15 protein-coding genes and 5 tRNA genes are annotated in these 16,853 nt (G+C 72.4%); 8 read left to right on the forward strand and 12 right to left on the reverse strand.

Annotated features, from left to right (window positions below):
* The first annotated feature begins 140 nt into the window (after positions 1–140).
* On the forward strand, positions 141–701 hold the full coding sequence (locus JIX55_RS10635) for a CGNR zinc finger domain-containing protein (protein ID WP_257563059.1): 561 nt from the start codon (positions 141–143) through the stop codon (positions 699–701).
* Between the two features lie 82 nt (positions 702–783).
* Here JIX55_RS10635 and JIX55_RS10640 read toward each other — a convergent pair whose 3' ends face one another.
* Both JIX55_RS10640 and JIX55_RS10645 read right to left on the reverse strand, forming a co-directional pair.
* Positions 784–936 (reverse strand): hypothetical protein, encoded by a 153-nt coding sequence (locus JIX55_RS10640; protein WP_200300465.1) that lies wholly within the window; start codon positions 934–936, stop codon positions 784–786.
* Positions 937–1,121: 185 nt separating this feature from the next.
* Positions 1,122–1,577 (reverse strand): hypothetical protein, encoded by a 456-nt coding sequence (locus JIX55_RS10645; RefSeq protein WP_257563060.1) that lies wholly within the window; start codon positions 1,575–1,577, stop codon positions 1,122–1,124.
* Between the two features lie 159 nt (positions 1,578–1,736).
* Between JIX55_RS10645 and JIX55_RS10650 the strand changes: the two genes are divergently transcribed.
* On the forward strand, positions 1,737–2,255 hold the full coding sequence (locus tag JIX55_RS10650) for a DsbA family protein (protein WP_257563061.1): 519 nt from the start codon (positions 1,737–1,739) through the stop codon (positions 2,253–2,255).
* 49 nt (positions 2,256–2,304) lie between these two features.
* On the opposite strand, the gene JIX55_RS10655 is transcribed toward JIX55_RS10650, so the two are convergent.
* The 3 genes from JIX55_RS10655 to JIX55_RS10665 are packed head-to-tail and all read right to left on the reverse strand — an operon-like array spanning position 2,305 to position 5,044.
* A complete protein-coding gene (locus tag JIX55_RS10655; protein WP_257563062.1) occupies positions 2,305–3,129 on the reverse strand; it encodes a GNAT family N-acetyltransferase in 825 nt (274 codons plus the stop codon).
* Positions 3,130–3,182: 53 nt separating this feature from the next.
* A complete protein-coding gene (locus tag JIX55_RS10660) occupies positions 3,183–4,004 on the reverse strand; it encodes an aminotransferase class IV (protein ID WP_257563063.1) in 822 nt (273 codons plus the stop codon).
* Positions 4,001–5,044, reverse strand: coding sequence for a chorismate-binding protein (locus tag JIX55_RS10665; protein WP_257563064.1), 1,044 nt, complete (start codon positions 5,042–5,044; stop codon positions 4,001–4,003). The genes JIX55_RS10660 and JIX55_RS10665 overlap by 4 nt, the downstream gene beginning before the upstream one ends.
* A 157-nt stretch (positions 5,045–5,201) precedes the next feature.
* Here JIX55_RS10665 and JIX55_RS10670 point away from each other — a divergent pair.
* The 5 genes from JIX55_RS10670 (at position 5,202) to JIX55_RS10690 (ending at position 5,677) form a co-directional block, all read left to right on the forward strand.
* Positions 5,202–5,274: transfer RNA gene (locus tag JIX55_RS10670), tRNA-Gly, on the forward strand.
* Positions 5,275–5,313: 39 nt separating this feature from the next.
* Positions 5,314–5,387 (forward strand) — tRNA-Cys (locus JIX55_RS10675).
* Between the two features lies 1 nt (position 5,388).
* Positions 5,389–5,460, forward strand: a tRNA-Val gene (locus JIX55_RS10680).
* A gap of 40 nt (positions 5,461–5,500) precedes the next feature.
* A tRNA-Val gene (locus tag JIX55_RS10685) sits at positions 5,501–5,572 on the forward strand.
* Between the two features lie 33 nt (positions 5,573–5,605).
* Positions 5,606–5,677: transfer RNA gene (locus tag JIX55_RS10690), tRNA-Val, on the forward strand.
* Between the two features lie 53 nt (positions 5,678–5,730).
* Here the strand turns inward: JIX55_RS10690 and JIX55_RS10695 are convergent.
* The 4 genes from JIX55_RS10695 to JIX55_RS10710 all read right to left on the reverse strand — a co-directional run bounded on the left by JIX55_RS10695 (position 5,731) and on the right by JIX55_RS10710 (position 8,166).
* Entirely contained in the window at positions 5,731–6,036 is a 306-nt protein-coding gene (locus tag JIX55_RS10695; protein WP_257569286.1) for a TFIIB-type zinc ribbon-containing protein, read from the reverse strand.
* 87 nt (positions 6,037–6,123) lie between these two features.
* On the reverse strand, positions 6,124–7,065 hold the full coding sequence (locus JIX55_RS10700) for a phosphotransferase family protein (RefSeq protein ID WP_257563065.1): 942 nt from the start codon (positions 7,063–7,065) through the stop codon (positions 6,124–6,126).
* Positions 7,066–7,470: 405 nt separating this feature from the next.
* Positions 7,471–7,671 carry a hypothetical protein gene (locus JIX55_RS10705; protein ID WP_257563066.1) on the reverse strand — a complete coding sequence of 67 codons (201 nt, stop codon included), beginning with the start codon at positions 7,669–7,671 and terminating at the stop codon, positions 7,471–7,473.
* 255 nt (positions 7,672–7,926) lie between these two features.
* Positions 7,927–8,166: a hypothetical protein gene (locus JIX55_RS10710; protein ID WP_028796681.1), complete on the reverse strand. Its 240-nt coding sequence runs from the start codon at positions 8,164–8,166 to the stop codon at positions 7,927–7,929.
* Between the two features lie 196 nt (positions 8,167–8,362).
* On the opposite strand from JIX55_RS10710, the gene JIX55_RS10715 reads away from it, so the two are divergent.
* A complete protein-coding gene (locus tag JIX55_RS10715; RefSeq protein ID WP_257569287.1) occupies positions 8,363–9,691 on the forward strand; it encodes a serine/threonine-protein kinase in 1,329 nt (442 codons plus the stop codon).
* 125 nt (positions 9,692–9,816) lie between these two features.
* Here the strand turns inward: JIX55_RS10715 and JIX55_RS10720 are convergent, their stop codons facing one another.
* The 3 genes from JIX55_RS10720 to cobT form a co-directional block, all read right to left on the reverse strand.
* Entirely contained in the window at positions 9,817–10,635 is an 819-nt protein-coding gene (locus tag JIX55_RS10720; protein WP_257563067.1) for a TrmH family RNA methyltransferase, read from the reverse strand.
* A gap of 106 nt (positions 10,636–10,741) precedes the next feature.
* Positions 10,742–11,974, reverse strand: coding sequence for a uroporphyrinogen-III C-methyltransferase (gene cobA / locus JIX55_RS10725; protein WP_257563068.1), 1,233 nt, complete (start codon positions 11,972–11,974; stop codon positions 10,742–10,744).
* A gap of 278 nt (positions 11,975–12,252) precedes the next feature.
* A complete protein-coding gene (gene cobT / locus JIX55_RS10730) occupies positions 12,253–16,680 on the reverse strand; it encodes a nicotinate-nucleotide--dimethylbenzimidazole phosphoribosyltransferase (protein ID WP_257563069.1) in 4,428 nt (1,475 codons plus the stop codon).
* Positions 16,681–16,853: the final 173 nt, after the last annotated feature.

Consider the following 16,853-nt stretch of genomic DNA (forward strand, 5'->3'; position numbering starts at 1 on the left):
ACCAATCGGGCCCCCGGCCCGTTCCGCTCATATCAGGGTGCTCCGGACCGGTCCACGCCGGTCCACCGCCTCGCCGAGCCACTACCATCGGCCAGCATTGGCGGGCGCCCGCCCGACCCTCGCAGGCCAGGGAGCGAAACGTGCTGATCACCCACGACACCCGGTGTGCCCTCGACACCGTGGTGGATCTGGTGAACACCGCGCCGGAGAACGACACGGCGACGGACGGGCTCACGGATGTCCCGTCGCTCGCCGACTTCGTACGAAACCACGAGGTCAGCGACGTCGGCGTGCTGTCAGAGTTCGATCTCTCGGCCGTGCGCAAGATCCGCGGCCGGTTCACCGAGGTCTTCGCGGCGCCCGACCCGGGCGCGGCTGCCTCGGTCATCAACGATCTGATCGCCGCGGCGGGCACCACCCCCCGGCTCACCAACCACGACGGCTACGACTGGCATGTGCACTACTTCGCGCCCGGCGCCTCCCTCGCCGACCATCTCGCGGCCGACTGCGGCATGGCCCTCGCCTTCTTCGTCGTCGCCGGGGAGCAGGAGCGGCTGCGCCGCTGTGAGGCGCCCGACTGCCGGCGTGCCTTCGTCGACCTCTCCCGCAACCGCTCGCGCCGCTACTGCGACAGCCGCACCTGCGGAAACCGCCTGCACGTGGCCGCCTACCGGGCGCGCCGCAAGGAGGCGGCGGGCTGAGGGGACGGCGGGCCGACGACGAGGGCGGGGTCGGGGACTGACGGAGCCCTCGACGGGTGACGTCAGGGGCTCCGTTTACAGCTCAGAGCATCAGCAGGTCGTGCAGTGACGCCATGAGCAGCAGGCAGCCGATCACCGCAAGGAAGATCATCAGCGGTGGCTGGGAGAGCGCGAAGAGACAACCTCGCCGCTCCTGTGGTGGGGCGGTCGTGTCGCTCTGTGTTGTGTCCAGCATCTCGCCGCGATGATGACGCAGCGAAGACCCTCCGCGCGATCAACCCACCCGGAATGACGGAGAGTTCGCCAATATCCACAACGTCCGGAGCGAACGTGATCACTTCGGCGCCGCCGCCCGACCTTCTGTGTCGTTTCAGTCCGCGGGGCACTTCAGGCGGTCGAATGCCGTGCTGCTCCCTCGGATCAGATGCCGTGCTTCTTCAGGATCGCCTCGATGTCGCTGAAGTCGTCCGCGCCGGACGCCCCGGAGCCGGTCTTCCGGGGTGCGGCCGCCGGGCGGGCCGCCGGCTGTGAACTCCGGCCCAGCGAGGGCGCCGAGGCCGCCGGGGCTATCGCCTCGGTGCCGGACGCCTTGGCCGCCTTGCGATCCTTGCCGGTGACGCCACGGCGCCGCTCCACGGCACGGGTGGTCATGAAGAGGAACCAGGCTGCGCCGAGCACCCCGAAGCCGGCCCACGCGGTCGGGCTGAACGCGGTGTCGGCCACCCACTCGACGACCCCCGTCATCACCAGGCCGAGGGGCACGAGTGAATAGGCGGCGATACGAGTCGCCCTGAGGAAACGCTTCCGGTACGCCGTGATCGCGGCGAGGCCCAGGCCTGCCGCGGAAACGGCGGCACAGACTGTCTCGGCAATCATCCGGTCCTCCAGGCGGTGCTCGGGCGGGCGGGCTCTGTCCGTCCCTTCCATCCTGCACCGCCACGCGTCCGATATGCCATGGTCCAGGGAGACCTCAGGGACATCTCCGGGTCGTCTCGGGGTCGGCCCCACTTCCGGGAAGCTGGGAGACTGATCCCCATGAGCGACTCCTCACCCGTGCCGTCCGCCGTCGTCCTGGACGTCTGGTGCGAACTCCAGTGTCCCGACTGCCGCAGCGCCCTCGACGACATCCGCGCGCTGCGGGCCCGCTACGGCGACCGGCTCGACGTACGGCTGCGGCACTTCCCGCTGGAGAAGCACAAGCACGCCTTCGCCGCCGCGCAGGCCGCCGAGGAGGCGGCTGAGCAGGGGGAGGCGTGGCCGTACGTCGAGGCCGTGCTCGGCCGGGTCGAGGAGTTGGACCGCGCCGGAGAGCCGTTCCTGGTCGAGGTTGCCGGTGACCTCGGTCTGGACGCCGAGGAGTTCGACACCGCGCTGATCGACGGCCGGCACATCCTGATCGTCGACGCCGACCAGGCCGAGGGCAAGGCGATCGGCGTGACCGGCACCCCCACCTACGTCATCGGCGGCGAGCGCCTCGACGGCGGCAAGAGCCAGGTGGGGCTTCGCCAGCGGATCGAGGAGATCGCCGACCGACTGCTGGCCGAAGGCGCCTGACCGCCGACACACCTCGCGGCAGCCGTCGGAGGAGTGGCATGGACAGCCGTCAGAGGAGTGGCTTGTACAGGTGGTAGGCGGTCGTCTCGTAGCCGAGCGACTCGTAGAGGCATTCGGCCCGGAAGTTTCCCGCGAAGACGTTGAGGGCGATGACGGTCTTCCCGGCAGCCACCGCCTGGGCCTCGGCCAGCAGCATGAGCGCACGGCCGTGTCCCCTGCCCCGGTGTGCGGCGTCCGCCTCCACGTCGTACACGAAGGCGGTGTCGCCGGTCAGCCACAACCACAGGGTGCCGACTCTCGTGCCCTCGTGTTCCAGCACGCTGCACAGGTTGTTCTCGGAGGCCACTCCCTGCGGCAGGCACCGCACGTAGTCGTCGGCGGCCCTCGCGTACGCCTCCGCGTCGGGTACGCCGCGGGTGATCAAGTCCTGTGCGTAGCCCCCCAGCCCGGCCTCCTTCCACGGCCCGTACTCGGCCTCGGTCATGGGCCGGCCCCGGCTGCCCGCGGGCAGTTCGGGCGGGGTGCCGTCGAGGGCCTTGCGCATGCCCCGGTTGCGCAGGACGTAGCCGAGCGCCTGGGTCAGCCGCAGGGCGGGCTCGGCGTCGGCCGGGACGGTCGTCTCGATCCGCCGACAGCCCCAGCCGCGGGCCACCTCCTCGGCGGCGAGTGCGGCCACCGTGGCCCGGCCGCGCCGCCGGTCCGGTTCGTCGATCCGCAGATCCAGGATCCGGGCGGCCGAGGACCCGGGGTCGGGGCGCGTCCCGAGGTGTATCTCGCCGACGGAACGGCTGTTCACGCACACCTGATAGCGGCGCGAACGGGACCCGTCGGCAGCGTGCTGAAGCGGCTCGATGGGCCGCAGGGTGGTGGTCATCAGGGGTGTTCTACCCGCTCCTGGCCGCCGGGTCAGCCCCATATCGCGGGCTTTTACGGATCAAGGTCGTCGCCGGACCGCTCGTCGAAGACCCGCATCGCCTTGGCCGTCACCGGGCCCGGAGCGGCGGGCAGTTCGCGGGCGTCGACGCGGTGCACGGCCTGCACGTCGCGCAGGCTCGACGTCAGGAAGATCTCGTCGGCGCGCTCCAGTACGTCCAGCGGCAGGTCGGTCTCGCGGGCGCCGGTCCACTCGACGACGAGGGCGCGGGTGATGCCCGCGAGGCAGCCGGAGGCGACCGGCGGCGTGTGGATCTCGCCGTCGAGGACGACGAAGACGTTGGAGCCCGTGCCCTCGCAGAGCCGTCCCACCGTGTTGGCGAACAGTGCCTCGGTGGCGCCTTGTTCGTGGGCGCGGGAGAGGGCGACGACGTTCTCGGCGTACGAAGTGGTCTTCAGGCCGGTGAGGGCGCCGCGCTCGTTGCGGGTCCACGGGACGGTGATCGCGGCGGTGGAGTCGGCGCGCCGGGTGGTGTCGCCGAGGGCGACGACGAGGGTCGGGCCGTGGTCGCCGCGGTCGGAGCCGAGCGGGGAGACACCGCCGGTGTAGGTGATGCGCAGCCGGCCGAGCGCGACGGGGTTGGCCTCCAGGACGGCGGAGCAGGCGCGGCGCACCTCGTCGAGATCGGGCTCGGGCAGACCGAGTCCGCGCGCAGAGAGGGCCAGCCGGTCGAGGTGGCGGGTCAGCGCGAACGGCCGCCCGTCGACCGTCTTCGCGGTCTCGAAGACGCCGTCGCCCACGGTCAGCCCGTGGTCGAGGACGGAGACACGGGCGGAGTCGATGTCCTGCAGTCCGCCGTCGAGCCAGATCTTCACGTAAGGGTCCTCCCACTCGCCTCGTACGTCCCCGACGCTACCGCGAGCAGCCTGGCGGCCTTCAGCTCGGTCTCCCGCCACTCCGCCTCGGGGTCCGACCCCCAGGTGATGCCCGCGCCCGTGCCGAAGCGAAGCGCGCCCGCCGCCCTGTCGATCCAGAAGGTACGGATACCGACGGCCAGCTCCGCGGTGCCCCGGTCGGCGTCGACCCAGCCGATCCCCCCGCAGTACGGGCCGCGCGGGGAGGTCTCCAGGGCGTCGATGATCCGCAGGGCGCTCGACTTGGGCGCGCCCGTGACGGAGCCGGGCGGGAAGGCGGCGGCGAGCAGCTCCGGCCAGCCGGCGTCCGGGCGCAGTTCGCCGCGTACGAGGGAGACGAGGTGGACCAGCCCGGGGTGCTTCTCGACGACGCACAGGTCGGGCACGGTCACGGAGCCGGTGGCGCAGACCTGCCCGATGTCGTTGCGGACCAGATCGACGATCATCACGTTCTCGGCGTAGTCCTTCTCCAGGAGATCCGCCTCGGTACGTCCGGTGCCCTTGATCGGGCCCGACTCGACGACCCGGCCGTCGCGGCGCAGGAAGAGCTCGGGCGACGCGGTGGCGATCTCGACCCCGTGCGCCGGGAGGCGAATCGTTCCTGCGAACGGCGCCGGGTTGCCGCGAGCCAGCAGTGCGGACAGAGCGTCCACATCGGCGTCCGGCGCGACGGGCGCCGACAGCACTCGGCAGAGGTTCGCCTGGTACACCTCGCCGGCGGCGATGTGCTCGCGTATCCGGCGGACGCCGACCGTGTACGCGGCGCGGTCGAGGGACGACGTCCAGTCACCGACACCCGGCCCGTGCCACTCCCCCGGCACCGGAGGGGGCGCGGGCTCGCGACGTACGTCACTGAAGCGCGCGCACACCAGACCGCCCTCGTAGTCCGCGCACACGGCCCAGAAGCCGGACGAGTCAAGAGCGGCGGCATCGCTGGTCACATCGGTGAGACCGGTGGCCACGAGGTCGCCGAAGCGGGCGAGCGGAGGGAGGTCGAGCACGCAGTCGAGTCTAGGACGGGTGCCTCGCGGGCGGGCCCGGCCGGGTCCTGGACCGGACGTACCGCAGCACGCTGCACAAACGCGTTTTTGTACTGGCCCCGGAATCCGCTAGAGTTCAACTCGTCGCCGGGACGCGGAAGCGGACCGGGAAGGACACGCGGACGTAGCTCAGTTGGTAGAGCGCAACCTTGCCAAGGTTGAGGTCGCCAGTTCGAACCTGGTCGTCCGCTCGCAGGAAAGTGGGGGATCTTCCCGAACCCCACACTCCTGGTGGAGTGGCCGAGAGGCGAGGCAACGGCCTGCAAAGCCGTCTACACGGGTTCAAATCCCGTCTCCACCTCCAAGGACGATTAGCTCAGCGGGAGAGCGCTTCCCTGACACGGAAGAGGTCACTGGTTCAATCCCAGTATCGTCCACTGAGGCCTCAGGGCTTCTGGAGCCGCGAGGCTTCGACCCGCGCGATTAGCTCAGCGGGAGAGCGCTTCCCTGACACGGAAGAGGTCACTGGTTCAATCCCAGTATCGCGCACGCAAGATCCACAGCCCTTGGCTGTGATCCCGAGGACGATTAGCTCAGCGGGAGAGCGCTTCCCTGACACGGAAGAGGTCACTGGTTCAATCCCAGTATCGTCCACACACCGAGCCCCCGTCCGCCTCTCGCGGCCGGGGGCTTCGTCGTCCTTCGGATCAGCTGGAGAACAGCATGTGGCCGAAGCCGCGGTCGCGGTGGCCGTGGCTGCCGTGATGCCCTCCGTGGTGACCGCCGTGCGGGGCGCCCCAGGCCGGAGCGTTGTGACCGCCGCCCGCCGGGTACTGCGGGGCAGCCGGCGGAGGGGGAACGGCCGGGCCGCCGCCCCACTGGGACTCCAGGCGGGTCAGTGACTCCAGCTCGCCGTAGTCGAGGAAGATCCCACGGCAGCCGCTGCACTGCTCGATCTGGACGCCACTGCGGTTGTAGGTGTGCATCTGCGCATGGCACTTCGGACACTGCATGTGCATGGTTCGGCTCAACTCCTCGCCGTTCGGTGCTGCTTCGCGTTACGCCAGGACAGACACTGTCCGGCCGCCCTCGGTTGCACCCTACTTCGGGGAAGCGGTCACCAACTCGGGCGGGATGCCTCCCATTCGGTCACATGCGTCGACAACGGACTGCTGCGCGTCGTCGAGGGGACGGCCGGCCGCCGTGGATTTCGCGATCGCCAGGGCCGCGGTCTGCACGGTGAGTGCGCGGGCCGGTACGTCCAGTACGGGCCAGGGGTCGCCGTGAGCGGGGACGGCTGGGCCGCCCGCCTGTCGGTACGCGGTGAGGAAGCGGGTCCACTCGTCGGGGAGCAGGAGGCCGCAGGCGTACCAGGCGGCGGGGCGGGCGAGGTCCCAGGCGGGCACGCCCACGCCCAGATCGTCGACGTCTATGAGTCGCCAGGGGCCGGTCGTCGCCGGGTGGCGGACGAGTTGGCCGAGATGCAGGTCGCCGTGACAGAGGCTGGTCGTGTCGGGCATGGGGGCCTCGGCTCGGGCCCAGGTGGGAAGGGTGCGCCAGGCGCGGAGAACCGGGGCGGTGGCGGGGTGGTGGGGCGCCATGGTCCGGAGGCGGGTGATGGCTTGGGCCGCCTTCGCCGGGCCGCGCATGGCGGGCAGGCCCGGGGGTGCCGGGCACTGGTGGAGGTGGGCGAGGAGGGTGGCCGCCGCCTCCCACGGGGCGTGCTCCGGGGTTTCGGGGTCGACCGGGGTGCCGTACGGCCAGAACGTGATGAGGCGGCCGTGGAGGGAGGCCGGGGTGGGGTGGAGGGGGGCGAGGAGGATGTCGGGGTTGGCGGTCGCCACGGTCAGGCGGAGGGTCAGGTGGGTGGGGTCCGTGTCGGGGGCGTGAGCCTTGGCGACGGTGTTCGCGTGGCGGACGACTGTGCCGTCGGCGCGTTCCGCGAGGACGGTGTCGGGGTGGGAGCAGGGGGTGGATTCGGGGTGGGCCGTGCTTCGTACCTTGGCCTTGAGGGCGGGGAGTACGTCGGCGGCGGTGCTCATGGGTCCCCCTGCGGAAGTCGTACGGCGCTGCACGTGAGCCTATGCGGGAAGGCGCCGTTGGCTGGGGTCGGCCGGGGGGAGGTTCCGCAGCTCGGCGGTCACGAGGTGCCGCTGCGCCCACCCGTGCCGCCCCAGCGGCACGACTGCCCGCAGCTGGGACGGGCGGGGGGCACGGCGGCGCGCTCCCGCAGGCTGGCAGGTGAGGTTTGTGGTGGTGGGCTGCCGCAGATGGTTGTGGGCGTAGCGACAGCACCCGCGCTTCGGTCTCGGTCCGCAAAAAAACAACGCCCGCGCAGCTCCCCAGCTGCGCGGGCGTTTGTTGCCGTCCGCCGCACCCCCGTCCCCACGGGGTTTCATGGGTGGATGTCCCCGCCCGGACCGCTCTTCCGGGCCTGGGGTCGCCGCTCAGCGCCCCAGCATCACACCCACGGACGACGCTTGTGTGACCACTGCTTCCCAACCGCCGAAGGCGTATACGAGCAGGGCCGCCAGGGGAAGGACCATCGCGGTCGCCACCAAGGGGTGGCGACGACCCGGACGGCGGTCGGCGGTGAGCGCCGTGCGCTCCCGTGTGCGGATCTCGGTCCGCGGTGCCGTGTAGGCCATGGTCCCTCCTCTGACTGTTCTCGTCGGTCTTGCTTGTTGTTGGCAGCGGCGGGTGTCTGACCTCGGGGGACGAGTGCTGCACCCGCCGCTTGACCTCAAATCTAGGCGCGCGGCGGGTAGGGGTCGTCATGCCCTCGTACCGATTGCCGGGCCTCCCGGAGGATGAGCGATGACCTGCGACGTACTCCCCAGGGTGGAGATGAGGTCCTAGGTCTCCGGGTCTTCCCGGAGGGGTCGCCCGTTCCGCCCCTTCTGTTACCCGTTCCGCTCCGAGCCGTCCTCACGAGGCACCGGCTGTTCGACCAGCGCGAGGACCCGGTTCGCCATGAACCTGGCCGTACGCACCACGGAGCCGTTGCGGGTGACTTCGCTCACTTCCACGACACCTCGCCTTACCGCCGTCTCCACCCGGCGGCCGGCCCTGCTCGCGATCACCTCGTAGGTGCGCGTCGTGTCCCCGGCATCCACGACTATCTCCACACGGTCACCCTTCACGGGTTCAATCCCCCTTCTGTGGTGGGTGGTTGGGATCACAGGCAGCCCAACACCGGCCCGAACTCCTGTTCCCTGACCACCCTTCAAGTTTCCCACCCGGCACTGACAATCGATCGGGTCGTGAGGGCGCGGCCTCTGCGCACGCCCGGCCGTGGAAACGTAAGCTGTGGCTCGTCAGACGGAACGGGCAGCGGGGATGAACATGGCGATGATGCGCCTGAGGCGCGAGGACCCGCGCGTCGTCGGCTCGTTCAGGATCCACAGACGGCTCGGCGCGGGCGGAATGGGCGTCGTCTATCTGGGCTCCGACCGGCGTGGACAGCGGGTCGCGCTGAAGGTGATCAGGCCGGATCTGGCGGAGGATCAGGAGTTCAGATCGCGGTTCGCGCGCGAGGTGTCGGCCGCGCGGCGGATCCGGGGCGGGTGTACGGCCCGGCTGGTCGCCGCCGATCTGGAGGCGGACCGGCCGTGGTTCGCCACCCAGTACGTCCCGGGGCCCTCACTGCACGACAAGGTCGCCGACGAGGGGCCCATGTCGGCCGCCGATGTGGCCGCCGTCGGTGCCGCCCTCTCCGAGGGGCTGGTGGCCGTGCACGAGGCCGGTGTCGTACACCGTGATCTGAAGCCGTCCAACATCCTGCTGTCCCCGAAGGGGCCGCGGATCATCGACTTCGGTATCGCGTGGGCGACCGGGGCCTCGACCCTGACCCATGTCGGTACGGCCGTGGGGTCGCCCGGTTTCCTCGCGCCCGAACAGGTGCGCGGGGCTGCGGTCACACCGGCCACGGACGTCTTCTCCCTCGGAGCCACGCTCGCCTACGCGGCGACCTCCGACTCGCCCTTCGGACACGGCAGTTCGGAGGTCATGCTCTACCGGGTGGTGCACGAGGAGGCCCAACTGCGCGGCGTGCCCGACGCACTCGCTCCCCTCGTCCGCGCCTGTCTGGCGAAGGACCCGGAGGAGCGGCCCAGCACGCTGCAACTGTCGCTGCGGCTCAAGGAGATCGCCGCGCGTGAGGCGCAGGGAATGGTCGATGTCCGGCCGCCCGCACCGCGTACCGATCCGGACAGGCCCTCGGGGCGGCTCGCGGAGCAGTACGTCGAGCAGCGCACGTTGCGGCAGCCGCCGGAGACGCGTAAGTCCCAGCCGGGGGCACCGGGTACACCGCCGCCCCGGGCCGGGGGTGCCTCCCGGACGGGCGGCGGTTCGCGGACCGGGGGTGGCTCCCGGCCCGGGGCGCGGCCTGGGCCGTCCCGCAACACCACCGGCTCCGGGAGGCGGCCCGCGCCGCGCAGTGGTGCCGGGCGGTCGGGGCCCCGGACCAATGGGACGGGGCGACGGCCCGCCAATCCGCGGCTGCTGCGTCAGCGGCTCGTCGTCTTCGTCGTGGTGACGTTGCTGGCGGCGCTCGGTATCGCTACGGCGCAAGGGTGTCAGGGACCGTCGCGTGGGCTCGACGGTGACGGTGGGCGGAACGGCGGCGTGCGTCAGGAGCGGTCGTTGCCGGAGTTGGGCAGCGACTGACGGTCGGTCCGGGTGCGGCGGGCGAAGACAGAGCTCGGGCCTGCGGGTTGTTCGTGTGCTGCGGGTTGTTCGGGGCTGATCGCGCGGTTCCCCGCGTCCCTGTCGGGGCGGGGGTAGTGCGGCCCCTAGTTCTGCGGCCTTCCCGTCGCCACCGCGTAGAAGGCGACTGCCGCCGCCGCGCCCACGTTGAGTGAGTCGACGCCGTGGGCCATGGGGATGCGGACCCATTCGTCGGCCGACATGAGGGCCTTGGTGGAGAGGCCGTCACCCTCGGCGCCGAGCATGAGGGCCACGCGGTCCATCCGGTGCGGAGCGGCCTCGTCGAGGGTCCTCGCCTTCTCGTCCGGGGTGAGGGCGAGCAGGGTGAAACCGGCGTCGCGGACCGCGTCGAGGCCCTTGGGCCAGGTGTCCAGGCGGGCGTACGGCACGGAGAAGACCGCGCCCATGGAGACCTTGACGCTACGGCGGTAGAGCGGGTCGGCGCAGTCCGGGGAGAGAAGGACCGCGTCCATGCCGAGAGCGGCGGCAGAGCGGAAGATCGCGCCGATGTTGGTGTGGTCGTTGACCGACTCCATGATCACGACCCGGCGGGCGGCGCCCAGGAGCTGGTCCGCCGTCGACAGGGGCTTGCGCTGCATGGAGGCGAGGGCGCCCCGGTGCACGTGATAGCCGGTGACCTGTTCGGCGAGTTCCGGGCTGACCGCGTAGACGGGGGCCGGGAGTTCGTCGATGACGTCGCGCATGACGTCGACCCACTTGGCGGAGAGCAGCATCGAGCGCATCTCGTAGCCGGCTTCCTTGGCCCGTCTGATGACCTTCTCGCCCTCGGCGATGAACAGGCCCTCGGCGGGTTCGCGCTTGCGGCGCAGCTCCACGTCGGTCAGGCCGGTGTAGTCGCGCAGGCGCGGGTCGTCGGGGTCCTCAATGGTGATGAGATCGGCCACAGGGTGATACTGCCTTGTCCTGGGTGTGGTGCCAACGGCTTGGGACGGGTCGAGTTACCGGTGGTTACGGTTCCGTTGCCCTACGGTCCGGGGTCGCCGCCCGGTGTCACGCGTTCGTCCCGGGCCCCACCTTCACGACCTCGCCGATCACGATGACCGCCGGCGGCTTGACCTCTTGCGTACGCACGGTCTCGGCGACGGTGGCGAGGGTCGCGTCGACCCGGCGCTGTGCGGCCGTCGTGCCTTCCTGGACCAGGGCGACCGGGGTGTCCGGGGACTTGCCGTTCGCCACCAGGGTCTCGGCGATCCGGCCGATCTTGTCGACGCCCATGAGGATCACGAGGGTGCCGGTCAGCCGGGCGAGGGCCGGCCAGTCGACCAGGGAACGCTCGTCGTCGGGGGCCACATGGCCGCTGACCACGGTGAACTCGTGGGCGACGCCCCGGTGGGTGACCGGGATGCCGGCCGCGCTCGGGACGGAGATCGAGCTGGAGATGCCGGGGACGACCGTGCAGGGGATGCCGGCCTCGGCGAGCGCGTGCAGTTCCTCCATGCCCCGGCCGAAGACGTACGGGTCACCGCCCTTGAGGCGTACGACCGACTTGCCCTGCTTCGCGTGCTCGATCAGCGCGTTGTTGATCGCTTCCTGTGCCATGAAACGGCCGTACGGGATCTTCGCCGCGTCGATCACCTCGACATGCGGCGGCAGTTCGGCGAGCAGGTCGCGTGGGCCGAGGCGGTCGGCGATGACGACGTCCGCCTCGGCGAGGAGACGGCGGCCGCGCACGGTGATCAGGTCCGGGTCACCGGGGCCGCCGCCGACGAGGGCGACACCGGGGGTGCGGGTGCGGTGGTGGGGGGCGACAAGGGTGCCGTCGCGCAGGCCCTCGACGACCGCGTCACGGATGGCGGCGGTGTGGCGGGGGTCGCGGCCCTCTGCGCGGGTGGTCAGGACGGCGACCGTGACACCCTCGCTGTGGCCCGTCGCCGGAGTCCAGGCGGTGGCTTCCTCGGCGTTGTCGGAGCGGACGCACCAGACGCGGTTCCGCTCCGCTTCGGCGGACGCACGTGTGTTCGCTTCCGGGTCGCCGGTGGCGATCAGGGCGTACCAGGCGTCGGCGAGGTCGCCCTCCGCGTAGGGGCGCTTCTCCCAGGTCAGCTCGCCCGCATCCGCCATCGCCTCGACAGAGGGGGTGGCTTCCGGGGAGACGAGGAGGATGTCGGCGCCGGCCGCGATGAGGGCGGGGAGGCGGCGCTGGGCGACCTGGCCGCCGCCGATGACGACCACTCGGCGGCCGGTGAGGCGGAGGCCTACGGGGTAGGCGGGGTGTTCGGCCATGAGGGTGCGGCTCCTCGGGCTGGCGGCGTGCGAGGCGGGCCACTGCGGCTTTGGAGTGGGCCCTGACGTGGGATTTTAGAGCGCAGGTGAGGGGCCGGCGGGGTCGGGGGTGGGATGGGGTGCGGCGGGTGGGGTTTCTCTCCCCGTACCCGCCCCTTCCCGAAACCGGGGGCTCCGGGCGTGTGGCCCCGGTGGGCGGTTGTGCCCAGCCGTTCCACCTTGCGGAACGACTGCCCACAACCTCAGCCGGGTCAGAGAAGCACCCGGCACCCACTCCCTTATTTCTCGGTTACCCCCGCCGAGTCGAAGGTCGCCACCTCGTGCATCGCCCGGGCCGCGCTCTGGACGACCGGAAGGGCCAGGAGGGCGCCCGTGCCCTCGCCGAGGCGGAGATCGAGGTCGACGAGGGGGCGGAGGCCCAGCTTCTGGAGGGCGGCGACGTGGCCGGGTTCGGCGCTGCGGTGGCCGGCGATGCAGGCGGCGAGGACCTCGGGGGCGATGGCGCGGGCCACCAGGGCGGCGGCGCCGGCGCTGACGCCGTCGAGGATGACCGGCGTACGGAGGGAGGCGCCGCCCAGGAGAAGACCGACGATGGCGGCGTGTTCGAAGCCGCCGATCGCCGCCAGGACACCGATGGGGTCGGCGGGGTCCGGCTGGTGGAGCTCGATGGCGCGGCGGACGACCTCGGTCTTTCGGGCGAGGGTCTCGTCGTTGATGCCGGTGCCCCGGCCGGTGACCTCGGAGGGGTCCGCGTCGGTGAAGACGGAGATCAACGCGGCGGAGGCCGTGGTGTTGGCGATGCCCATCTCGCCCGTGAGGAGTGCCTTGTTGCCGGCGGCCACCAGATCGCGGGCGGTCTCGATGCCCACCTCGATGGCCTGCTTGGCCTCCTCGCGGGTCATCGCGGGCCCGGTGGTCATGTCGGACGTACCGGCGCGGACCTTGCGCGGCAGCAGACCCGGGGTGGCCGGGAGGTCGCTCGCCACGCCCACGTCCACGACACAGACCTCGGCGCCCACCTGGGTGGCGAAGGCGTTGCAGACCGCTCCCCCGCCGAGGAAGTTGGCGACCATCTGGGCCGTCACCTCCTGCGGCCAGGGGGTGACGCCCTGGGCGTGGACGCCGTGGTCGCCCGCGAAGATCGCGACGGCCGCGGGCTCCGGGATCGGCGGCGGGCACTGGCGGGACAGGCCGGACAGCTGGGCGGAGATGATCTCCAGCATGCCGAGGGCGCCGGCGGGCTTCGTCATCCGCTTCTGGCGCTCCCAGGCCTCGCCGAGCGCCTTGGCGTCCAACGGGCGGATGCCGGCGACGGTCTCGGCGAGCAGGTCGTGCGGCTCGGCGCCGGGCAGGGCGCGGCGGCCGTACGTCTCCTCGTGGACGACCCAGGACAGCGGGCGGCGCTTGGCCCAGCCCGCCTGCATCAGCTCGGGCTCCTCCGGGAACTCGTCGACGTACCCGACGCACAGGTACGCCACGACCTCCAGGTGCTCGGGCAGGCCGAGGGCGCGGACCATCTCGCGCTCGTCGAAGAAGCTGACCCAGCCGACGCCGAGGCCCTCGGCGCGGGCCGCGAGCCACAGGTTCTCGACCGCGAGCGCGGAGGAGTAGGGGGCCATCTGCGGCTGGGTGTGGCGGCCGAGGGTGTGGCGGCCGCCACGGGTCGGGTCGGCGGTGACGACGATGTTCACCGGGGTGTCGAGGATGGCCTCGATCTTCAGTTCCTTGAACTGCTTCGCGCGGCCCTTCGGCAGCGACTTGGCGTACGCCTCGCGCTGGCGCTGGGCGAGTTCGTGCATCGTGCGGCGCGTCTCGGCCGAGCGGATGACGACGAAGTCCCAGGGCTGCGAGTGGCCGACGGAAGGCGCCGTGTGGGCGGCCTCCAGGACCCGGAGCAGCACGTCGTGCGGGATGGGGTCGCTGCGGAAGCCGTTGCGGATGTCGCGGCGTTCGCGCATCACCTTGAGGACGGCCTCGCGCTCGGCGTCCTCGTAGGCGGGCGCGGCCGGGCCCGTGGGCTGCCGTACTTCTTCCCGTACGTCTTCGGGTGCTTCGTCCACCGGGGCCGTGTTCTCCTCGGCTGCTGCCACTGCTTCCACCGCCGCTGCTTCGCTGTCTTCCTGGTCGGCGGCCCTGGTGTCAAGGTCCTCCGCGTTCTGGACGACCTGGGGATCCGCGTCGGCCGCCGCAGCGAGCGGCTGCGGTACGACGATCGTCGCGGCCTCGGCGTCCCGGGGGGCGGGGACGGTGGCCACGGGCTCCACCGCCGTCTCCGGGGCTTCCTCGGCCGCCTCCGTCTGTCCCTCGGCCGCCGGGAACTGGGCGGCGACGGGCGTCACCTGGTCGTCCGCGGGCAGCGGCGGGACCACCACCCCACGGGGCGGAGTCGGGGCCAGGTGCGGGGTGGTCGGCACCGAACCCTCGACGGGCACGAACTGGCCCAGCGGCTGGTCGGCCTCGGGCCGGGGCTCCTGGGGTGCGTCCGCGAGCGGGGCGTCGGGGGCGGGCTCGGCCGGGGTCTGGACGACGGCTCCCTGGAGGGCGTCGATCTGGGAGGGCACAGGCGCCGGGGGCTCGGCGACCGGGTGCTCGGTGGCTGAAGGGTCCATGGCGGCCGGGTCCATGGCGGGGTCGGCCGCGGGTTCGGCCGCGGGTACGTCGAGCTCAGCCGGAGCCTCGCCGGTCGGCTGCTCTGCGGGGGCGGGCTCGTGGGCGTCCGGGGCCTGGTCGTCCTGGTCCACTGCGCTCACGTCCGTGACCTCGGCCCCGGCGACGACCGCGGACTCGGCTACCGGCGGCTGTTCGGCCTCCGGCTGCGGGGCAGAGTCGGCGACCTGCGCCACCTGGTCCGCCGCCGCGACATCTGCGGCGGGTGCGACCGGCTCGGCGGCCTGCGGCCTCTGGACGGCGGGCTGCGGTTCCGGCAGCGCGGCCTCCAGCGGCTGCGTCTCTTCGTCGAGGGCCTCCGGCTGGGGTTGCGCGGCCTCCACCGGCTGGGCCTCCACTGCCCCGGCCTCTGCCGGCTGCGGCTCCTCGGCGACCAGGGCTTCCGCCGTCGGCTGCTGCTGGTCCTGCGCGGCCGCGGGGTGCTGCGCGGCGTCCGGTACTACGTGCTCGGCCCGCTCGTCGGGGACGGCACTCGCGCTCTCCTGGTCCGGGGCCGCGATCGCGGTCTCCGGATCCGGCACGCCGGCGACGGCCTGTTGATCGGCTACGGCGGTCGGCGTCGGCTGCTCGGAGGCGGCCACGGCCTGCTCGGCGTCGTCCGCCATGGTCGGCGGCACGGCGGCGTCGGCCGGTGAGAGCACAGCGGCGGCGTCCTGCGGTGGCTCGGCAACCTGGGGCAGTGCGGACGCGTCGACGGGCTCGGCGCCCTCCTCGGGCTCCTGCGGAACCTGGGGGACGTCCTGGGCCTCGGCGGCGGCCTGGGCCTGGACCGGGTCGGGGTCCTGGGCGGCCGGGGGGAACGGCGTGGCATCCGGAACCTGCGCGGCCGTTGCGGCGGGCGCGACCTCCTCAGGGGTCGGCGCCTCGGGAGCCCGCGTCTCGGGGGCCGGCGTCTCGGACACTGCCTCCACGTGCTCGGGGGCCTGCGGCACCTCGGCCTGCGGGGCCTCCGCGGCAGGCGGGACCTCGGCCGCTTCGGGCGCCGGCGGCATCACGGCCGCCTCCGGGGCCTGAGGCTGGACGGCGGCCAGGCCTTCAGCCGCTTCCGGGGCCTGGGGCTGGACGGCGGCCGGGGCTTCGGCGGCCTCGGGGACCTGCAACTGAGCGGCGGCGACCGCAGCTTCGGCGGTCTCCAGAGGCTGGGGCTCAGCGGCCTCCGGGGCTTCGACGGCCTCAGGGACCTGCAACTGAGCGGCGGCAACCGCAGCTTCGGCGGTCTCCAGAGGCTGGGGCTCAGCGGCCTCCGGGACTTCGGCGATCTCCGGGGCCTGCGGCTGGGCGGCAACGGGCGTCCCGACGGCCTCCGGAGCCCGGAACTGGGCCATCGCGGCTTCCTGGGCCAGGGCGTAGGCGGCGTCCTGGGCCTGGTGGAGGGCCTCGGGGTCCTGGGCCTCCTGAAGCTCCTGGGGTGCGTCCGCGACGACCTGCGAGGCCTCCGCGACGGCCACGGAGATCTGCTCCTCCTGCGGAACGACCGTTTCTGCAGCCGCACCCCCGGTGGCCACTCCCGGCGCGGCGGCGGCCGGTGCGGGGGCGCCGACCCACTGCGACGTGGTCTGCGGGGGCACGTCGAGGTACTCGGGGCCGGTGGTGGCCGGGCCGGGCTGGCGTGCGGCGCTGGGCGGGACCGGGGCGTCCGCCGGGCCTCGGTCGGCAAGGGAGCGGACCGGACTGGCGGAGGCGTCGGGGGTGAGCGGGCCGAGGTGCAGCGGGCGGCGGGCCACCGGCGGCTGCGGGACGGGCGTCGCGACGGGAGTACGCACGGCGCCGAGGTCGATCGAACCGCTGTCCCGGCCGGACATCTCGTGTGGGCCCGGCTCGTGCACGCTCTCGTGGACGACCTGGACGACGGGTTCGGGGGCGGGCGGCGGCATTTCGTTGCCCCACGCGCCCTGGGCGCCCGGCAGCAGGAGGTCTTCGTCCTCGGCGGCGGTCTCGGAGAGGTAGGTGTACGCACCCGGCGCAGGGACGCCCGGCTGCTCCACCATGCCTGCGCTCTCCGGCAGTCCCTCGCCCGGGACCTGGCCGGTGTCGGTCATGCGTACCCCTCGCCCATCGGTTAGTGCTTCCATGCCAGCTGGCCCGGGAACGGCGCACCGACCGCCCCACTGTGAAGAACGAGCGTGCGTGCCAAGCGGCACGTGACGACCCGCCTGCAAGTCGACAAAGCCATTGAATGGCCATTGTCCCGGTCATCCCGCCGTCGCGACAG

This window comes from Streptomyces sp. DSM 40750, from assembly GCF_024612035.1.
Classification (GTDB): domain Bacteria; phylum Actinomycetota; class Actinomycetes; order Streptomycetales; family Streptomycetaceae; genus Streptomyces.

What these genes read in the sequence shown, in the direction of transcription:
- JIX55_RS10640 (WP_200300465.1), bottom strand. Translation starts at nt 936, where the DNA reads ATGCTGGACACAACACAGAGCGACACGACCGCCCCACCACAGGAGCGG.
- JIX55_RS10645 (WP_257563060.1), bottom strand. Translation starts at nt 1,577, where the DNA reads ATGATTGCCGAGACAGTCTGTGCCGCCGTTTCCGCGGCAGGCCTGGGC.
- JIX55_RS10650 (WP_257563061.1), top strand. Translation starts at nt 1,737, where the DNA reads ATGAGCGACTCCTCACCCGTGCCGTCCGCCGTCGTCCTGGACGTCTGG.
- JIX55_RS10655 (WP_257563062.1), bottom strand. Translation starts at nt 3,129, where the DNA reads ATGACCACCACCCTGCGGCCCATCGAGCCGCTTCAGCACGCTGCCGAC.
- JIX55_RS10695 (WP_257569286.1), bottom strand. Translation starts at nt 6,036, where the DNA reads ATGCAGTGTCCGAAGTGCCATGCGCAGATGCACACCTACAACCGCAGT.
- JIX55_RS10700 (WP_257563065.1), bottom strand. Translation starts at nt 7,065, where the DNA reads ATGAGCACCGCCGCCGACGTACTCCCCGCCCTCAAGGCCAAGGTACGA.
- JIX55_RS10705 (WP_257563066.1), bottom strand. Translation starts at nt 7,671, where the DNA reads ATGGCCTACACGGCACCGCGGACCGAGATCCGCACACGGGAGCGCACG.
- JIX55_RS10715 (WP_257569287.1), top strand. Translation starts at nt 8,363, where the DNA reads ATGAACATGGCGATGATGCGCCTGAGGCGCGAGGACCCGCGCGTCGTC.
- cobA (WP_257563068.1), bottom strand. Translation starts at nt 11,974, where the DNA reads ATGGCCGAACACCCCGCCTACCCCGTAGGCCTCCGCCTCACCGGCCGC.
- cobT (WP_257563069.1), bottom strand. Translation starts at nt 16,680, where the DNA reads ATGACCGACACCGGCCAGGTCCCGGGCGAGGGACTGCCGGAGAGCGCA.